Source organism: Thalassolituus pacificus (assembly GCF_025318105.1).
In the GTDB taxonomy this organism is placed as follows: domain Bacteria; phylum Pseudomonadota; class Gammaproteobacteria; order Pseudomonadales; family Oceanobacteraceae; genus Venatoribacter; species Venatoribacter pacificus.
Map to the genome: position 1 here is coordinate 466,707 of NZ_JAOANI010000028.1, position 19,177 is coordinate 485,883.

At 52.4% G+C, this 19,177-nt stretch carries 17 protein-coding genes; 11 read left to right on the forward strand and 6 right to left on the reverse strand.

Annotated features, from left to right (window positions below; translation table 11 throughout):
- The first annotated feature begins 29 nt into the window (after positions 1-29).
- From murC to mutT, 10 genes are all read left to right on the forward strand, one after another.
- Complete coding sequence (gene murC, locus NYR02_RS16860; RefSeq protein WP_260977698.1) at positions 30-1,439, forward strand: UDP-N-acetylmuramate--L-alanine ligase; 1,410 nt, start codon at positions 30-32, stop codon at positions 1,437-1,439.
- The gene (locus NYR02_RS16865) at positions 1,436-2,362 is read left to right on the forward strand and encodes a D-alanine--D-alanine ligase (RefSeq protein WP_260977522.1); all 927 of its coding nucleotides are present in this window, start codon (positions 1,436-1,438) and stop codon (positions 2,360-2,362) included. The genes murC and NYR02_RS16865 overlap by 4 nt, the downstream gene beginning before the upstream one ends.
- Complete coding sequence (locus tag NYR02_RS16870; protein ID WP_260977523.1) at positions 2,355-3,113, forward strand: cell division protein FtsQ/DivIB; 759 nt, start codon at positions 2,355-2,357, stop codon at positions 3,111-3,113. Before NYR02_RS16865 ends, NYR02_RS16870 begins: the two co-directional genes overlap by 8 nt.
- Positions 3,113-4,348, forward strand: a complete 1,236-nt coding sequence (gene ftsA, locus NYR02_RS16875; RefSeq protein WP_260977699.1) for a cell division protein FtsA — start codon at positions 3,113-3,115, stop codon at positions 4,346-4,348. The genes NYR02_RS16870 and ftsA overlap by 1 nt, the downstream gene beginning before the upstream one ends.
- 60 nt (positions 4,349-4,408) lie before the next feature.
- Positions 4,409-5,572: a cell division protein FtsZ gene (gene ftsZ / locus NYR02_RS16880; RefSeq protein WP_260977700.1), complete on the forward strand. Its 1,164-nt coding sequence runs from the start codon at positions 4,409-4,411 to the stop codon at positions 5,570-5,572.
- A gap of 92 nt (positions 5,573-5,664) precedes the next feature.
- Entirely contained in the window at positions 5,665-6,573 is a 909-nt protein-coding gene (lpxC, locus tag NYR02_RS16885) for a UDP-3-O-acyl-N-acetylglucosamine deacetylase (RefSeq protein ID WP_260977524.1), read from the forward strand.
- Positions 6,574-6,735: 162 nt separating this feature from the next.
- A complete protein-coding gene (locus tag NYR02_RS16890; protein WP_260977525.1) occupies positions 6,736-7,662 on the forward strand; it encodes a M23 family metallopeptidase in 927 nt (308 codons plus the stop codon).
- A 99-nt stretch (positions 7,663-7,761) separates the two neighbouring features.
- A complete protein-coding gene (gene secA, locus NYR02_RS16895; RefSeq protein WP_260977526.1) occupies positions 7,762-10,497 on the forward strand; it encodes a preprotein translocase subunit SecA in 2,736 nt (911 codons plus the stop codon).
- Between the two features lie 22 nt (positions 10,498-10,519).
- Positions 10,520-11,737 (forward strand): bifunctional glutamate N-acetyltransferase/amino-acid acetyltransferase ArgJ, encoded by a 1,218-nt coding sequence (argJ, locus tag NYR02_RS16900; protein WP_260977527.1) that lies wholly within the window; start codon positions 10,520-10,522, stop codon positions 11,735-11,737.
- The gene (gene mutT, locus NYR02_RS16905) at positions 11,737-12,147 is read left to right on the forward strand and encodes an 8-oxo-dGTP diphosphatase MutT (RefSeq protein WP_260977528.1); all 411 of its coding nucleotides are present in this window, start codon (positions 11,737-11,739) and stop codon (positions 12,145-12,147) included. The genes argJ and mutT overlap by 1 nt, the downstream gene beginning before the upstream one ends.
- 71 nt (positions 12,148-12,218) lie before the next feature.
- Here the strand turns inward: mutT and NYR02_RS16910 are convergent, their stop codons facing one another.
- Positions 12,219-12,587, reverse strand: coding sequence for a DUF6164 family protein (locus NYR02_RS16910; protein ID WP_260977529.1), 369 nt, complete (start codon positions 12,585-12,587; stop codon positions 12,219-12,221).
- Between the two features lie 303 nt (positions 12,588-12,890).
- Between NYR02_RS16910 and NYR02_RS16915 the strand changes: the two genes are divergently transcribed.
- A complete protein-coding gene (locus NYR02_RS16915) occupies positions 12,891-13,694 on the forward strand; it encodes a FadR/GntR family transcriptional regulator (RefSeq protein ID WP_260977530.1) in 804 nt (267 codons plus the stop codon).
- Here the strand turns inward: NYR02_RS16915 and lnt are convergent.
- The 5 genes from lnt to miaB all read right to left on the reverse strand — a co-directional run bounded on the left by lnt (position 13,635) and on the right by miaB (position 19,085).
- Complete coding sequence (gene lnt / locus NYR02_RS16920; RefSeq protein WP_260977531.1) at positions 13,635-15,179, reverse strand: apolipoprotein N-acyltransferase; 1,545 nt, start codon at positions 15,177-15,179, stop codon at positions 13,635-13,637. The two genes, NYR02_RS16915 and lnt, sit on opposite strands and share 60 nt — an antisense overlap.
- A 42-nt stretch (positions 15,180-15,221) precedes the next feature.
- Positions 15,222-16,067, reverse strand: coding sequence for an HlyC/CorC family transporter (locus NYR02_RS16925; RefSeq protein ID WP_260977532.1), 846 nt, complete (start codon positions 16,065-16,067; stop codon positions 15,222-15,224).
- Positions 16,064-16,543 carry an rRNA maturation RNase YbeY gene (gene ybeY, locus NYR02_RS16930; RefSeq protein WP_260977533.1) on the reverse strand — a complete coding sequence of 160 codons (480 nt, stop codon included), beginning with the start codon at positions 16,541-16,543 and terminating at the stop codon, positions 16,064-16,066. The genes NYR02_RS16925 and ybeY overlap by 4 nt, the downstream gene beginning before the upstream one ends.
- Entirely contained in the window at positions 16,540-17,550 is a 1,011-nt protein-coding gene (locus tag NYR02_RS16935; RefSeq protein ID WP_260977701.1) for a PhoH family protein, read from the reverse strand. Before NYR02_RS16935 ends, ybeY begins: the two co-directional genes overlap by 4 nt.
- A gap of 170 nt (positions 17,551-17,720) precedes the next feature.
- Complete coding sequence (miaB, locus tag NYR02_RS16940) at positions 17,721-19,085, reverse strand: tRNA (N6-isopentenyl adenosine(37)-C2)-methylthiotransferase MiaB (RefSeq protein WP_260977534.1); 1,365 nt, start codon at positions 19,083-19,085, stop codon at positions 17,721-17,723.
- Between the last annotated feature and the right edge of the window lie 92 nt (positions 19,086-19,177).

Sequence of the window (19,177 nt, forward strand, 5' to 3'; positions counted from 1 at the left end):
ATACACCGTTGAATCATCTGATACCGGAAATGCGCCGCATCCGCTGCATGCATTTTGTCGGCATTGGTGGTGCCGGTATGTGTGGCATTGCCGAAGTATTGTTGAATCAGGGCTATCAGATTTCCGGCTCGGATTTACGTCAGTCTGCCGTGACCGAACGACTGCAGGCTCTGGGGGCCACTATTTTTATTGGTCACCAGGAAAGCAATGTTGAACATGCCGATGTGCTGGTGGTATCAACCGCGATTGATCACGAAAATCCGGAAATCCGCGCCGCACTGGAGGCCCGTATTCCGGTTGTTCGCCGCGCTGAAATGTTGGCCGAATTAATGCGCTTCCGTCACGGTATTGCCGTGGCCGGAACTCATGGTAAAACCACGACCACCAGTATGGTAACGTCTGTACTGGCAGAAGCCGGTCTGGATCCGACCTTTGTTATTGGCGGAAAATTAAACAGTGCCGGTACCAATGCCCGTCTGGGAGCCAGCCGTTATTTAGTCGCTGAAGCTGATGAGAGTGATGCCTCTTTCCTGCATTTGCAGCCGATGGTGTCTATTGTCACCAATATCGACGCCGATCATATGGCAACTTATGGCGGCGATTTCGAACAGCTGAAAAATACCTTTATCGAGTTTTTACATAACCTGCCTTTTTATGGTCTGGCTGTGGTCTGTATTGATGACGATGTGGTGCGTGAATTATTACCGCGCATCAGCCGTCAGACCGTGACCTACGGTTTTGCTGAAGACGCTGATTATCGTGCAACCGATTTGCATCAGGATGGTTTGTTTACCCATTTTACGGTGCAGCGTCCGTCTGGCCGTTCACCGTTAAAGATCAGCCTGCGTATGCCCGGTAAACATAATGTATTAAATGCAATGGCGGCTATTGCTGTGGCGGATGATGAAGGTGTGGCAGATGCTGCCATCGTGGCTTCATTAGAAAAATTTGCCGGTGTTGGCCGACGCTTTACGGTATGTGGTGAATTTCCACTGGGTGATGGCGATGTGATGCTGGTTGATGACTACGGTCATCACCCGCGCGAGCTCGAAGTTACGCTGGATGCGATCCGTAACGGCTTTCCTGAGCGCCGTTTGGTGATGGTATTTCAGCCACACCGTTACAGCCGTACCCGTGATCTGTACGAAGATTTTACCCGCGTATTATCCGGCGCCGATGTGCTGTTGTTAATGGATGTATACCCTGCGGGAGAAAAACCCATTGCCGGTGCTGACGGACGGTCGCTGTGTGGCAGCATTCGTCAGCGCGGCATGGTTGATCCTATTTTTATTGAGCGTGATGAATCATTAGAAGCTCCACTCAAAAGTGTCTTAAAACCCGGTGACTTGTTGTTGACTCAGGGCGCAGGGGATATCGGTAATCTGGCCGTGACATTAACGCAGCAGTTACCGGCATGGTTAGCAGAGGTAAAAGTATGAACGTTGCCGCTTTAGGAAAAATTGCGGTGCTGATGGGAGGCACATCGGCCGAGCGTGCTGTATCGCTGAAAAGCGGACAGGCCGTTTATTCTGCCTTGCAGCAAAGCGGTGCAGATGTTGTTGCTATTGATATCCAGGCACATGCCATTGAACAGTTAACCGGCGCAGATTTTGACGTAGCGTTTATTGCGTTGCACGGACGTGGCGGTGAAGACGGCACCATTCAGGGCGTGCTCGAGTGGTTGGACAAACCTTATACCGGCAGTGGTGTTATGGCCTCTGCTTTGGCAATGGATAAATGGCGCACGAAATTAATCTGGCAGGCGGCTGGATTGCCAACCCCTAAAGCCTTTCTGCTGAATGCCGACAGTGACTGGTCTTATTTGATTGACGAGCTGAATACAGACGCAATTGTTAAACCGGCGCGCGAAGGTTCCAGTATTGGCATGCGCAAGGTACACACCGCTGACGAGTTGCGCGACAGCTTCAAATTTGCCTGCGAATACGATGGTTTGGTATTGGCGGAATCCTGGGTACAGGGCGCCGAGTTCACCGTCGCGATTGTTGATGGAAAAGCGTTACCGGCAATCCAGTTGAAAACCAGCCATGCATTTTATGACTACGACGCCAAATATCAGGCAAATGACACTCAGTACTTATTACCCTGTGGTTTGCCCGCAGATAAGGAAATGGAATTACAACAGTTGGCACTGAAGGCGTTTGACGTGATCGGTGGTCAGGGTTGGGGGCGTATTGATGTGATGCAGGATCAGAATGGACAGTTCTGGTTGCTGGAAGCCAATACCAGTCCGGGCATGACAGATCATAGCTTAGTGCCAATGGCGGCGGCGGCCATCGGTATGACCTTCCCGCAGTTAGTCATTAATTTATTGATTGAAGCCAGAGGCAGAAATCGTGGCTAAAAAAGCAGCCCCGCGCGGCGCGACACCTTTAGTCGTGAAGCAGCCAAAACAATGGAACGTAACGATGCCGGTAATTGCCTGGCAATGGTTACTGCTGCCTTGTTTATTGGCAGGACTGCTGGCCGGTATGCGCTGGGGTTATCACAGCTGGCCGATTACCAATGTTGATGTAAAGGGTCGCCTGTCTGTCTGGAACGCGGAAGATATTGTCGGAAAAATTGTTTGGGTAAAAAACGAAAGTTTTTTCTCGCTGGATCTGCAGAGTGTGTATGAACAACTGGCTGGGCTGCCATTGATTATGCAGGTTACGGTGCGTAAGCGTTGGCCCAATACGCTTGAACTGACGTTGTATGAGGATGTGCCGATGGCCATCTGGAATGGCGACCAGTTATTGAGTGCTAATGGCCGGTTAAGCGAAATTCCGGCACATTTGGATGCCAGTAATTTGGCGCGGATTAATGGTGATCGCAATTATGCCGAAGCGGCCGTAAGACACTTTCGCCGCATTCAGCAATCGCTGGTTCATCTTAATGTCGGTATTAATCGTTTGACCGTTTCGGCTGTGGGTGCTGTGGATGTGGAATTAAGTAATGGTTGGCAGGTACGTTTTGGGCGCCAGTATTTTGAAGAGCGTGTGCAACGCCTGGAATTATTGATAGCGCAACTGCCAATGACGGCGGTTGCGAGTGTGGATTTACGCTATGGAAAAGGCGCCGCAATTGGCTGGCGCCCAGTGCAGGAGATGGGATGATGAGTCAGGTACAACAAAAAAATATGCTGGTTGGCCTGGATATTGGCACCTCTAAAATTGTGGCGATTGTCGGAGAATTAGGCGCAGACGGTAACATCGAAGTGGTTGGTCTGGGTTCGCACCCGAGTCGCGGTCTTAAAAAAGGCGTTGTGGTCAATATTGAATCTACCGTGCAGTCGATCCGGCGTGCTGTAGAAGAAGCGGAATTAATGGCTGGTTGTACCATCCATTCGGTTTATGCCGGTATTGCGGGCAGTCACATTCATTCCATGAATTCGCACGGCATTGTTGCTGTGCGTGATCGGGAAGTGACGCCAATGGATGTTGATCGTGTTATTGATGCCGCACAGGCTGTTGCTATTCCGCAGGATCAGCGCATTCTGCATGTTCTGCCGCAGGAATATGTCGTCGATAACCAGGAAGGTATTAAAGAACCGGTGGGCATGTCGGGTGTGCGTCTTGAAGCAAAAGTACATCTGGTTACCGGTGCGGTAAATGCGGTGCAGAATATTGAGCGTTGTGTTCAGCGTTGTGGGCTGCAAACCGATGCCATTATTCTTGAGCAGTTGGCATCCAGCTACGCGGTATTAACTGATGATGAACGCGAGTTAGGCGTTTGTCTGGTCGATATTGGTGGTGGCACAACGGATATTGCCATTTTTACTGAAGGTGCTATCCGTCATACGGCCGTTATTCCGATTGCCGGTGATCAGGTAACCAATGATATTGCCATGGCGTTGCGTACGCCGACCCAGCATGCCGAAAAAATCAAAATTAAATATGCCTGTGCTCTGACTCAGTTAGCCAAAGCGGATGAAACGATTAAGGTTCCGAGTGTTGGTGAGCGTCCGCCGCGGGATCTGTCCCGTCAGGCTTTGGCAGAAGTGGTTGAACCACGTTATGACGAATTATTCACCTTAATTCAGGCCGAGCTGCGCCGCAGTGGGTTTGAAGATATGGTTGCAGCAGGCATCGTCCTGACGGGTGGTACAGCGAAGATGGAAGGGGTGGTTGATCTGGCGGAAGAAATTTTCCATATGCCGGTTCGGTTGGCCAAACCTTACGGTGTATCAGGACTGACTGACGTGATTAATAACCCGATTTATTCGACGTCTGTGGGCTTGTTGTTGTATGCGGCAAAACAACACAGGAATAAAACAAATAATAACCGCAATGAAGATCATCCGGATGGCTTTTATTCCAGAATAAAAGATTGGATTAAAGTCAACTTTTAAGATTAAATATTATCAGCGCGCTAAGGAGATAACGCTATGTCTCAGCAAAGAGAAGGGGATATGTTCGAACTGGCAGATGATTTACAACAGTCGGCTGTTATTAAAGTCGTCGGTGTTGGTGGTGGCGGTGGCAATGCTGTCCAGCATATGGTTGCTGGCAACATTGAAGGTGTTGACTTTATTTGTGCAAACACCGATTCACAGGCACTGCGTAATGTGAGTTCCCGCTCCATTATTCAACTGGGTAACGGTCTGACCAAAGGATTGGGTGCAGGCGCGAATCCGGAAGTGGGCCGTCAGGCTGCTCTGGAAGATCGTGAACGTATCGCCGAAGCACTGAAAGGTGCTGATATGGTATTTATTACTGCCGGTATGGGTGGTGGTACGGGTACTGGTGGGGCGCCCGTTGTTGCTGAGGTGGCTAAAGAATTAGGTATTCTCACTGTGGCAGTGGTTACCAAGCCTTTCCCATTTGAAGGCAAGAAACGCATGTTGATTGCTGACCAGGGGCTTAAGCAACTGGCTGAGCATGTTGACTCGTTGATTACTATTCCAAACGAGAAACTGCTTTCTGTGTTGGGAAAAAATACCTCCTTGCTGGATGCCTTTAAAGAAGCAAATAACGTGCTTCAGGGTGCCGTGCAGGGGATTGCCGACCTGATTACCCGTCCGGGTATGATCAACGTCGACTTTGCCGACGTACGTACAGTGATGTCTGAAATGGGTCAGGCGATGATGGGTACTGGTGTTGCCAGTGGTGAAAACCGCGCACGTGAAGCGGCAGAACGCGCGATTGGCAGTCCACTGCTGGAAGATGTCGATCTTCAGGGCGCACGCGGTATTCTGGTTAATGTCACCGCGGGCTTTGATTTGTCACTGGGTGAGTTCAGCGAAGTGGGGAGTGTTATTGAGGAGTTTGCCTCAGAACATGCAACCGTTGTTGTTGGCACCGTGATTGATCCTGATCTGTCTGATGAGTTGCGTGTAACTGTGGTCGCTACCGGTCTCGGTCGCCGCGATGTGGTTGAGGAACCAAAGCCAACCAAAGTGGTCGATAACACCGTCAGTGCACGTAAGGCGGATGGTACAACCGATTATAGTCAGTTGGATCAGCCAACCGTTAAACGTCAGGCAGGAAATGCCGCAAAGCAGCTCGATGTCGCAGATCGTCCAGATATGGATTATCTTGATATTCCTGCATTTTTGCGTCGTCAGGCTGATTAAAGAATGCGCACTAGCGCATTCTTCATTTGTTGCTATAATGCCGGACTAGTCTTTTTGTATGAAATTTGCTCAGTAATGGCAGGATTGTTCAGATGATTCCACAACGAACGTTAAAAAACGCTATCCGGGCAACGGGTGTTGGCCTCCATTCAGGTGAGAAGGTGTATCTCACGCTGAAACCGGCACCTGTTGACACTGGTATCGTATTCCGACGTGTCGATCTTGATCCGGTTGTGGATATTCCCGCTCACGCCCTGAATGTTGGGGAAACCACGCTTTCTACCACGCTGGTTAAAGAGCATGCACGGGTCGACACGGTTGAGCATTTACTGTCAGCAATGGCAGGCTTGGGTATTGATAATGCCATCGTTGAGCTGAGCGCCCAGGAAGTACCTATCATGGACGGCAGTTCAGGTCCGTTCGTATTCCTGGTGCAGTCTGCGGGCATTGCAGAACAGAATGCTGCAAAGCGTTTCATTCGTATCAAACGCCGGGTTGAAGTGCGCGAGGGCGATAAAATCGCTTCATTTGTGCCTTATGATGGCTTTAAAGTCAGCTTTGAAATTGACTTCGACCATCCGGTGTTTAAGCAAAGTGTACAGAAAGCGAGCCTGGATTTTTCCTCTACTTCTTACGTAAAAGAAGTGAGCCGTGCCCGTACCTTTGGCTTTACCAAAGATCTTGAGTACATGCGCTCCAAAAATCTGGCGCTGGGCGGTAGCGTCAAAAACGCTATCGTTGTTGATGAGTACCGTGTACTGAATGAAGATGGTCTGCGTTACGACGATGAGTTCGTAAAACACAAGATTCTGGATGCTGTCGGCGATCTCTATCTGCTGGGACACAGCCTGATTGGCGAGTTTATCGGCTATAAATCGGGTCATGGCCTGAACAATAAACTGCTGCGTGAACTGCTGTTGCAGGAAGATGCGTGGGAGTTTGTCGAATTTGCTGAAGAAAGCTCACCGATTTCTTACATGCGCCCGGCAGCCGCTGGTTAACTTATTGAAACAGTAATACGTTTGAGTATCCTCATACAAAGGCCATAATTAAGTTATGGCCTTTGTTTTGTTGGTGGCTGATGATTCGCAGAAGCGGATCAGGCAGGCAGGACGTCAGCGCCAAAGAGTTTGCGCAGCCGATTAGGAATTTAATAGCTAACTATGAATATCATTATTGTTGGCCGTCGCCACGGTGAATCGAGAACTTACACACTGAGCGCATCTGCGCGCACGGTGATGTTTGGTTTTCTGTTTGCCTTACCCTTTGCTATGGGAGTCGCCGGATACTGGCTGGCTGAGCGTCTGGCTGATGAAGGTATTCTGGATCTGAATGCTGCCAAAGCCTGGGAACGTGACCTCAATATGCAGCGTCAGGAGCTGCAGCAGATCCGTAAGCAAACGGATCAGGAGCTCGAAGCCCTGACTCTGCGTCTGGCAGAGCTGCAGGCCAAGTTATTACGCCTCGATGCACTCGGCGAGCGTTTGGTTGATGTCTCTGATCTCAACTCCGAAGAATTCGACTTCAGCATGCAGCCTGCAGTGGGTGGCCCGGGTACTCTGGGCGAAGCTTATCAGGTGCCTGAAATCAATGAAGTTCTGAACGAACTGGCAGAACGCATCGACAGTCGCGAGCAGCAGCTCGAAGTGCTTGATGATCTGATGTCGGCCAACAAGCTCAGTGCTGATACCTTTGTTGCCGGTCGTCCGATTACCAAAGGCTGGATGTCATCCCGTTATGGCAAGCGCACCGATCCGTTTACCGGCCGTCTGGCATGGCATGGTGGTGTTGATTTTGCCGGCAAGATGGGTGCCGATATTGTCGCAGTGGCATCAGGTGTTGTTACCTGGTCGGGCCCGCGTTATGGCTATGGCAATCTGGTTGAAGTGAATCACGGCAATGGCTACAAAACCCGCTATGCCCATTGTAAAGAGCTGAATGTAGCCCTTGGCGATGTTGTGCGTAAAGGCGATGTGGTTGCATTAATGGGCAGCACCGGACGTTCGACCGGTCCCCACGTTCACTTTGAAGTTTACAAAAATGGTCGCACCGTCGACCCTGCGGCGTATATTCACCGCACGCCTCAGTAATCTTTCTATCTAAACACGCTTGTCATCATTCTGGGTTATAAGTAGCCTTTAGCACTTTGGCCCAGCGCCGTATATTGTTCTCCGGATAATGATAATTCCATGATTGGTAATCTCTTTAGTAAAGTATTTGGCAGTAAAAACAGCCGTGAACTCAAGCGCATGGGCAAATTGGTCTCCCAGATCAGTGCCTTTGAAGACTCTGTAAAATCCCTTTCTGATGAACAACTCAAAGCGAAAACCGCCGAGTTTCGTCAGCGCTTAAATGACGGGGCCTCTCTCGATTCTTTATTACCGGAAGCCTTTGCCGTCTGTCGTGAAGCAAGTCACCGTGTCATGGGCATGCGCCATTTTGACGTGCAGATGATCGGTGGTATCACTCTGCACGAAGGCCGCATTGCGGAGATGCGTACCGGTGAAGGTAAAACACTGGTTGCAACCTTGCCGACGTATCTGAACGCACTGACTGGTAAAAGTGTGCATGTCGTTACGGTGAACGACTATCTGGCACGCCGTGATGCTGAGTGGATGCGTCCACTGTATGAATTCCTTGGTATGAGCGTCGGCATCGTTGTGCCGGGGCAGAATCCGCTGGAAAAACGCGAGCAGTACAAAGCAGATATCGTATACGGCACCAACAATGAATTCGGCTTTGATTACCTGCGTGACAATATGGCCTTTTCATTGGCTGACAAAGCTCAGCGCGAACTCTATTTCGCCATTGTCGATGAAGTGGACTCCATTCTGATCGATGAAGCCCGTACCCCGCTGATTATTTCCGGTCCGGCCGAAGACAGCTCTGAGCTGTATCGCAAGATTAACAAGCTGATTCCTAAGCTGGAGCGTGGTCAGGCCGCGGATGACGGTGCGGAAGCCGCTTCAGGTCATTACTTTGTTGATGAAAAACAGCGCTCGATTGAAATGACTGAAGAAGGTCATGAGTTTGTCGAAGAGCTGCTGACCAGTGAAGGTATTTTGAAAGAAGGCGAAAGTCTGTATTCAGCAGGCAACCTTAACCTGCTGCATCACGTGCATTCTGCACTCAAAGCGCATGCGGTTTATCAGAAAAACGTCGATTACATCGTGCAGGGTGGCCAGGTCGTCATCGTTGACGAACATACCGGTCGTACCATGCCGGGTCGTCGCTGGAGTGAGGGTCTGCATCAGGCGGTTGAAGCAAAAGAAGGCGTTAATATTCAGAATGAAAGCCAGACTCTGGCTTCGACCACCTTCCAGAACTATTTCCGTTTGTATGACAAGCTGGCCGGTATGACCGGTACCGCAGATACGGAAGCCTTCGAGTTTCATCAGATTTACGGCCTTGATGTGGTGGTTATTCCAACCAATAAAGCCGTTCGCCGGATCGACTATAACGACGTTATTTACGCGACGCAGAAAGAAAAATTCGACGCCGTTATTGAAGAAATCCGTGAAGTTACTGCACAGGGCCGACCGGTTCTTGTAGGTACCGCGTCGATTGAATCATCAGAATACATTTCGCATCTGCTGACTCAGGCGAAAGTCGCTCACAATGTACTGAACGCCAAAGAAAACGCGCGTGAAGCACAGATTATTGCCGAAGCCGGTAGCCCGGGCGCAGTCACCATTGCCACCAACATGGCCGGTCGTGGTACCGACATTATGTTGGGTGGTAACTGGGAGGCGGAAGTTGCTGCGCTGGAAAATCCGACGGACAGCCAGATTGCCACGATTAAAGCCGACTGGCAGAAGCGTCATGACGCCGTACTGGAAGCCGGTGGCTTGCATATTATCGGGACCGAGCGTCATGAATCGCGCCGTATCGATAACCAGCTGCGTGGTCGTTCAGGTCGTCAGGGGGATGCCGGTTCTACCCGTTTCTTCCTGTCGCTGGAAGACAACCTGATGCGTATTTTTATGTCTGAGCGGATGCGCAGCATGATGCAGGCGTTGGGTATGAAAGACGGTGAATCCATCGAACATAAGATGGTGACCAATGCGGTAGAAAAGGCACAACGTAAAGTTGAAGGCCGTAACTTCGATATCCGTAAACAACTGCTCGAATACGATGATGTGGCCAACGATCAGCGTCGTGTGGTGTACAACCAGCGTAACGACGTAATGGCGATGGAAGACATTTCGGAAATCATCACCAATATCCGTAAAGACGTTGTGAACGAGGCCATTGATAGTTACATCGCCCCGCAAAGTCTGGAAGAGCAGTGGGATATCGCCGGTCTTGAACGTCACCTGAAGGCCGAGTTCGATGTCGAACTGCCGATTCAGCAGTGGCTGGACAACGAAGATAAACTGTACGAAGAAACACTGCGTGAGCGCATTCTGGATGCTATCCAGCAAGCCTACGAAGAAAAAGAAGCCACGGTGGGTGCAGAACCTATCCGCATGTTTGAGAAGCAGGTCATGCTGCAGATTCTCGACAACCTGTGGAAAGAGCATCTGGCAACCATGGATCACCTGCGTCAGGGTATTCACCTGCGCGGTTATGGGCAGAAAAATCCGAAGCAGGAATATAAGCGTGAGTCGTTTGGCCTATTCCAGGAGCTGCTGCGTAATATCAAACACGAAACCATCCGCATTCTGTCTCACGTTAAAGTGCGCCAGGAAGAAGAGGTGCGGGAAATGGAAGAGCAGCGCCGCGCTGCGGTTGAGGCACAGGCCCAACGGGCTCAGTATCAGCATGAAGCGGCCGAGTCTATGTCTGGTGGTCAGCCTGAAACTGACAGTGGTGATGACCAGACTCAGCCATTTGTGCGCGATGAAAAGAAAGTGGGCCGTAACGAGCCTTGCCCGTGCGGTTCAGGTAAAAAATACAAACATTGTCACGGCACCTTGTCGTAAAAGTCGTAAGGCGTAGCAAAAAATGGCAGTTAATTTCACAGTTTTTGAAGACTTTAAAGCAGTAGACGGTGTTCGTCTGGGGGTGGCTCAGGCGCATGTGCGTTATGCCAACCGCGACGATATGGTTGTGATTGAACTGGCTGAAGGCTCAACGGTGGCAGGCGTATTCACCACCAACGCTTTTTGCGCTGCGCCAGTGCAGATCTGTAAAACCCATCTGGCCGACACCGCGCCGCGTTATCTGCTGATCAATACCGGCAATGCGAATGCCGGTACGGGTCCGCAGGGTTATGCCAATGCGGTCCGCAGTTGTGAAATGCTGGCAACAGCGACCGCCGTTCAGCCTGCGCAAATTTTGCCATTTTCGACCGGTGTCATCGGTGAGCCGCTGAATATGGCGGCGTTTGAACGTGGTATTCCGGCGGCGCTGGACAATCTAAGTGCTGATAACTGGGCCCGTGCAGCGAAAGGCATCATGACTACCGATACGCTGCCAAAAGGCTACAGCACGCAGTTTGAGGTGAACGGTAAAACCGTCACCATCACCGGCATGTCCAAAGGTGCCGGCATGATTATGCCGAATATGGCCACGATGCTGGGCTATATCGCGACTGACGCGGGTATATCGCAGGCATTGCTGCAATCCTGGTGTAAAGAACTGGCCGATTGCTCGTTTAACCGCATCACGATTGATGGCGATACCTCGACCAACGACTCCTGCATGCTGATGGCCACCGGGCGTTCTGGTGTGCAAATCAACGACGTTGCCAGCCCGGAAGCACAACTGGTCTTTGCCAAACTGAAAGAAGCCTTTCAGATTCTGGCGCAGGCCATCGTGCGTGACGGTGAAGGTGCGACCAAGTTTGTCACCATCGAAGTCGGTGGAGCGGCAAGCCAGAAAGAAGCGCTGGATGTGGCCTATACCGTGGCGCATTCACCGCTGGTTAAAACGGCGATGTTTGCTTCCGATGCTAACTGGGGTCGTATTCTGGCGGCGGTTGGCCGTTCCGGTGTGCAGAACTTTGATTTGGAAAAAGTGCAGATCTTTATCGACGGCGTCCAGATTGTGGAAAACGGTGGCCGTTGTGAGGCTTATACCGAAGCCGCCGGTGCCGCTGTTTTTGCTCTGACTGAATTCCGTGTCCGTATTGAACTGGGGCGGGGTGATTTCAGAGAAGAGCTCTGGACCTGCGACTTCTCGCATGAGTACGTAACCATCAACGCTAACTATCGTTCCTGATGAAAAGCGTACATGTTGCCGTGGCGGTCGTGGTCGTTAATGACCGCGACATCCTGATTGCCCGCCGCCCGGATGACAAGCATCAGGGCGGGTTGTGGGAATTTCCCGGTGGAAAAGTGGAGGCCGGTGAAAGCGTAACAGCGGCACTGGTGCGCGAGCTGGATGAAGAAGTTGCACTGAGTGTGACGGAGCAGTCGATGTCACCGCTGCTGCAGATTCCTTTCGATTATCCGGATAAAAGCGTGCTGCTCGATGTGTACTGGGTTGAGGCGGACATGAATTCAGCTCTGCTGGCTCACGGCGCTGAAGGTCAGGAAGTGCGCTGGCTGGCGTTTAATCGCTTATCGGAGTTCGAGTTTCCGGCGGCTAATCAGCCCATTCTCGATGCCGTTCTCGCGCGGCTTTCCTGAGAGACATTTCCTGAGTTATCTTGCCTGAATGATGCTACCCGATTATTTCCCTCTGAATGTCCAGGCTGTCTTTATGACTGACCCAGTGACAGAAATGGCCACAGGGTCAGGCCAAGAACCAGAAGTACCGCAATCAGCGTCATGACCAGCTCAGCCGGTTGTTCCAGCCAGCGTTTGAGCATCCCCTGAGTTTCGCCTGCCTGTTGTTGCTGCTCGTATTCACTGCGTACGCGTTGCAGGCGCTGTTGCTGGTAGTCGTCCAGCAAGGCACGGGCTGATTCGTAATCTTCATTCTGCCGCAGCCAGATGGCGGCTACGGAAATACGCCAGCGGCCTTCGTTGGTTTCATAGAATTCCACCCCGGCATCGTGCAGTAAGGCGCGGACTTCTTCCGCTTCGTCTTCATTAACGCCATTCAGGCGAAACAGCAGCTTGGCCATATCGATCTTCAGTTCAGAAATTCCGGCCTATTGTAACCAAAGTCTCGGGATAACTTCTGGCTAAATCAGGTAACGGAGAGACATAAAAAAGCCGCCATACCCGGAGGTGGCGGCTGAAGCTCTGAGAGTGTGCACTTCTCAAATTGGATAATCCAATGCTAGTTCAGGTTCCGCTCAGGCGCAAGGTAAGATCCACGGCCAAGGTCTGGCCACCGACTATTGCGCCAACGCACGATTTTCGCCAGACTGAGACAGTCGGCCCCGGCTGGCGTATGAATTACTCACCACCTGATAAGTATAATAATGAGCAAAACCTTACCGGATCAGATTGCTGATCTGTTGATCTCCCTTATTTTTACCGGCGATCTGCAAGCAGGCGAAAAGCTTCCGCCAGAGCGTCAGCTGGCCGAATTTCTTGATGTTGACCGTACTTCTCTGCGCATGGCTTTGCGCACACTGGGACGCATGAACGCTGTGCGCAGCGTGCAGGGTTCAGGGATACGCGTTGGTGATGTACGTCGCGATATGGGGCTGGATTTTCTCGATAACCTCTACCGCATACCTGAGTTGGAGTTGGGGGGCGAGCTGTTGCTGGCCGGACTCGAACTGTTTAACCGGGCCATTCCCACCGCCATCCGTCTTGCGCTGGAAAAACGAGAACGCAGTGGCGGCGCGCCCGAAGATGCAACGATTCCGGCGTTGGTGCAGCGGATGTATCAGGGTTTGAATGATGGCATGGCGATGGCGGATCTGGCGGATCTGGAAGTGTCGATGATTGATACCATTATGACGGCCACCGGCAATCTGGTACTGCAGGCCTCATCAACCAGCTCACGCCGTATCCGCAGTTTGCTGACGAAGAAATTATTTGAACAGATTGATGTGCGCGCTCATATGGATCATCAGGTGCAGATGCTGATGCGCACCCAGCAGGGGGATTATCAGCTGGATGAGCTTATTCAGCAGTATCAGCAGTACATCGATACGCTGACCCAGCCACTGCGCGCACATCTGAACAACATTCCGGAACAGCCGCGGCTGCTGCGCTCACCGCTCCATAACGGGCGCAATATCATCAGTCTGCGCAGCCTTACGGATTCTGCCTGAACGGCGCAGCCACAGGGCAGCTGCGACAATCAGCAGGCTCAGGACGTACAGAGGCCACAGTTCCCAGATCATGTAAGGCGTTTTACCCTGACGCATCTCGGCGTTCCCGCTCAGGGTTGCCCGCTGCTCGTAGGGCAGGCGCGACAACATCCGGCCTTTGTTATCCACCAGTGCGGTAATGCCGGTGTTCGTAGCGCGTAACAGGTAGCGGCCAGTTTCCAATGCGCGCATTTGCGCCAGCGCCATATGCTGTTTCGGTCCCAGAGAATCGCCAAACCAGGCATCGTTGCTGACGGTAATCAGAAAATCCGCCCGCTGTGCCATGCGGCTGACCAGTTGCGGGTAAGCGATTTCGTAGCAGATATAGGGTGCTACCAGGTAAAGCTCTTCCCCTTCGGCGGAATGCTTACCGACTTTCAGCAGTGGCTGATTGGCAGGCCCATGCAGGAAGCTGGACATATCCAGGTCAAAAAACGGAATCAGTCCGCGGATCAGCGCCTGCAGGGGAACATATTCACCGAACGGCACCAGATTCTGTTTGTGGTAGATGCCTTCGCCATTACCAAAGGCGATCACACTGTTATGGAACTGGCCGGCCAGCTCGTGGCCACGGGGATAACGGTAAGGAATCCCGGTAATGACCGTGGTGCCGGTCTGTTGAGCCTCGATTGCCATATCATCCATATACGGCTGGAACTGATCGAGCAGCAGCGTCATTGCGGTTTCGGGCCACAAAATCAAATCGCTGTCCCAGTGCTGACTGGTCTGTTGAAAATAGGCATTAATGGTTGGGCTGATCCACTCACGTTGCCATTTCTGATCCTGGGGGATATTGCCCTGTACCGCACTGACTTTCAGTTCACCGGTTTTATGCGTCCAGTCCTGTTGCTGCAGTAACAGTCCCGCAGGCCACAGTAACAGTACGGCAAGAAGCGCTGGCTGGCGTGTCTGCCAGAAGCGGTAGAGGGCGGTCACTGTTACAACGCAGATAAACGACAGTCCATAGCTGCCAAATACCGGTGCCCAGCCTGATATCCAGGTGCTGAGATGAGCATCGCCGGCAAACAGCCAGGGGAAACCGGTCATAAACCAGCTGCGGAACCATTCGTGCAGGAACCAGAACACCGGAATGGTGAGCCAGGCCAGAGTTTGGCCGATAAAACGCTGGCGCAGGGCAAACCAGAGGCCGGGGAAGGTCGCCAGGAAGGCCGCGAAAAGACCGATCATCAGCACGGCCAGAACCGCAGGAGTGCCGCCGTGATCGTGCATGCTGACGTAAATCCAGGAAATACCGACGGAAAACTTGCCCAGACTGAACCACCATGCGCAGGCAAAGGCTGAGCGGGCAGTATCGGTGCGCAACAGAAAATGCACGAACACCGCAATACTTAACAGGCCAAGCGGCCACCAGAACAGTGGCGCCAATGCCAGGGGAAACAGCGCACCCGCCAATAGTAATAACGCCCGCGCAGCCCAGCCCGTCATAGCTTTACCCGAAATAGTCAAAATGAGGTTGAATACGCCGGTTTAGCCGGCGTCGATGATGGGCGTTACTTCCAGCAGATTGATCTGACGGCTGGTGCCGTTCACCACTTTGAATTGCCACTGTTCAATGCGGATGCTTTCGTTGCATTCCGGTACCCGGCCAAAGTGGTGTACCACAATGCCGCCAATGGTATCGAACTCATCATCGGGAAAACGCGCACTGAAGTGTTCGTTAAAGTCGTCCACCGGAGTCAGTGCCTTGACCATGGTGATACCGTCTTCCACTTCTTTAATCATGCTGTCTTCTTCATCGAAGTCGTGTTCGTCTTCGATATCGCCAACAATCTGTTCGAGCACGTCTTCAATGGTGACCAGACCTGCAACCCCACCGAATTCGTCCACCACAATGGCCATGTGATTGCGGGTTGCGCGGAACTCGCGCAGCAACACATTCAGGCGTTTGCTTTCCGGAACGAAGGTGGTGGGTCGTAACACCTCTTTCAGACGGAATTCTTCACGATTTTCGTTAAGGATTAATGGCAGAAGGTCTTTGGCCAGCATAATGCCCAGGACTTCGTCCTGACCTTCGCCCATCACCGGAAAACGCGAGTGCGCAGATTCGATAATCTGCGGCAGATAATCTTTAAGCGCATCGTTGACGTTAATCGAGGTCATTTGCGAGCGCGGAATCATAATGTCCCGCACCTGCATTTCTGATACCTGCAGGGCACCTTCGAGGATATTGAGGGTTTCGTTATCGACAATGCTGCGTTCGGCCGCTTCGCGCACAATAACTTTGATGTCCTGACGGCTTTGCGGGTCGTCGGAGAATAAATCAGTCAGTCTTTCCAGCCAGCTACGATGCTGGCCCGATCGGTCTTCGCTCATGGTGCCTCATCTGGATAAGGATCAGAGAATCCCAGTCCGGCCATTATCTGGCGTTCCAGGTCTTCCATAACATCTGCTTCGTCGTCCTTTATATGGTCGTACCCCAGCAAATGCAAGCAGCCGTGCACCACCATATGAGCCCAGTGAGCTTCGGCGGGTTTGTTCTGTTCAATACTTTCCTGCTGCACCACCTGGGCGCAGACGATCAGATCACCCAATAATTCGATGGGCACCTGAGGAGGAGCCTCAAACGGGAAGGACAGTACATTGGTCGGTTTATCCTTACCGCGGTATTCACTGTTCAGCTCCTGGCTCTCGTCTTCCGCCACCAGGCGGATGGTCAGTTCAGGTTCGGCAAAGTCTGTGCGGCCGCTCAGGGCGGCGCTTGCCCAGTGATGCAATTGTTCTTCGCTGGGCAGAAAGGCGCTGAAGCCTTCGAGCTCGTCGGCGATCTGCACATCGAGTAACAGATTCATACAGCATCCTCATCGTTACGCTGTGCACTCAAACGGGCGGCTTTGCGTTCGTCTTCGGCTTGTTTTTCTTTCTCATCAAAACGATCGTAAGCATCAACGATGCGCTGTACCAGCGGGTGGCGTACCACATCGGCGTTGGTAAAGCGGGTAACACCAATCCCCGGAACACCATCGAGCACTTCCAGGCCATGCTTCAGGCCGGAATAAACGCCGCGTGGCAGGTCGACCTGAGTTACGTCACCGGTGATAACGGCTTTGGAGCCAAAACCGACACGGGTGAGGAACATTTTCATCTGTTCTTTGGTGGTGTTCTGCGATTCGTCGAGAATCACAAACGAGTGGCTGAGCGTGCGGCCACGCATATACGCCAGTGGCGCAATTTCAATCACGCTGCGCTCCAGCAGGCGGGCAACCTGCTCAAAGCCCAGCATTTCGTACAGCGCGTCATACAGCGGGCGCAGATACGGATCGATTTTCTGTGCCAGGTCGCCAGGCAGGAAGCCCAGCTTCTCACCGGCTTCCACCGCCGGACGCACCAGCAGAATGCGTTTCACTTCATCGCGCTGCAGGGCTTCAACGGCGGCGGCAACAGCGAGAAAGGTTTTACCGGTACCGGCCGGGCCGACACCAAAGTTGATGTCGAACTCACGCACCCGCTGCAGATAGTCGAGCTGGTGTGGCCCACGCGGTTTAATAATGGCCTGCGGCGTTTTGATGATACGGCTGTCGTAATCGGATTTTGCCTTGCGCCCGGCGGCCTGTTCGCTGCCATCTTCCTGCAGCAACAGATGAATCAGGTCCGGTGTGATCGGCGTACCGTTGGCGGTTTCGCGATACAGGCGCTGAATCAGTAAGGCCGCGCGCTGCGCCAGCTTGACCTTGCCTTCAATGGTGAACTTATTGCCGCGGTTGTAGATTTCCAGCTCAAAGTGGTCGGCAATCTGTTCAATATGACTGTCAACGTGTCCGCACAGGTTAGCGAGACGCTGAGCGTCATCGGGTTCCAGAGCAAAGCTGGTGCTGTGGCGGTTTGGTGTGGCTGCTTCAGCCTCTGCAGACTGGACAGGCTCAATGGATTCTGGTTGCTCAGTATCTTTGCGGGTCAATGAGGACTCTCTCTGTGGGGCTTTTGGTTATGCGGCACCGGCGGGGCGGGCCGCATAAATCACGAATGAGGTTAGTAGGCTAACTCCGGATTGAGCAGGATGCCACGCAAACTGTTGGGGTAAGCATCTTCGATGCTGACTTTAACAAACTTGCCGATCAGGCTGTGATCGTCGGCTTTGAAGTTCACCACACGGTTGTTCTCCGTGCGGCCCTGCAATTCGCCCGGATCTTTACGCGATACGCCGGTAACCAGAATGGTTTCTTCACGGCCTACCATGCGGCGGCTGATCTGTTGCGCATGCTGCACAATGCGCGCCTGCAGAATCTGCAGACGTTGCTTCTTCAGCTCTTCCGGCGTGTCGTCTTCCAGATTGGCGGCCGGTGTTCCCGGACGTGGGCTGTAGATGAAGCTGAATGAGGTGTCGAAGCCGATGTGGTTGATCAGGTTCATGGTGTCTTCGAAATCTTCGGCGGTTTCACCCGGAAAACCAATAATAAAGTCGGAAGAAATCGAAATGTCCGGGCGCAGCGCTTTGATGCGTTCAATTTTGTCGATGTACATATCGATTTCATGACCGCGCTTCATGGCCGCCAGAATGCGGTTGGAACCGCTCTGTACCGGCAGGTGCAGGTGGCTGACCAGTTCCGGCACTTCGGCATAGACCTGAATCAGGCTGTCGCTGAATTCCAGCGGGTGCGAGGTGGTAAAGCGGATACGGTCGATGCCGTCGATATCGGCCACCAGAGTAATCAGCTCGGCCAGATCGGCCCAATCACCTGATTGAGAGGCGCCATCGCTGGTTTCACCGCGGTAAGCGTTGACGTTCTGGCCCAGCAGGTTCACTTCACGCACACCCTGGTCAGCCAGTGACTGAACTTCTTTCAGAACATCGGCCAGCGGACGGCTGACTTCTTCACCACGGGTGTAAGGCACCACGCAGAAAGTGCAGTATTTGGAACAGCCTTCCATGATGGAAACAAAAGCAGAGCAGCCTTCGACTTTGGGCGCCGGCAGGAAATCGAATTTTTCGATTTCCGGGAAGGTAACGTCCACCACCTGAATGGCATTGCTGGCCTTGTTCACCATATCCGGCAGACGGTGCAGGGTCTGCGGACCGAACACCATATCCACGAACGGAGCGCGCTTGATGATGGCATCGCCTTCCTGTGAGGCCACGCAACCGCCGACGCCGATTTTCAGATCCGGATTCTTGGTTTTCAGGCCTTTCCAGCGGCCCAGTTCATGGAACACTTTTTCCTGGGCTTTTTCGCGGATCGAGCAGGTATTCAGCAGGATAACATCCGCCTCTTCCGGGTTATCGGTCAGCTCCATCTTATGACTTTCGCCCAGCATGTCGGCCATGCGTGATGAGTCGTACTCATTCATCTGGCAACCGTGGGTCTTGATGTACAGCTTTTTTACCTGGTCAGTCATGAGGGAGTTTCCGGCCTCGTCAGCGGTTTATACAAAAGGGGCAACATTATACTGTCCCTGCTCAGTTAGTCACCAGTATCCGTCGGCTGTCT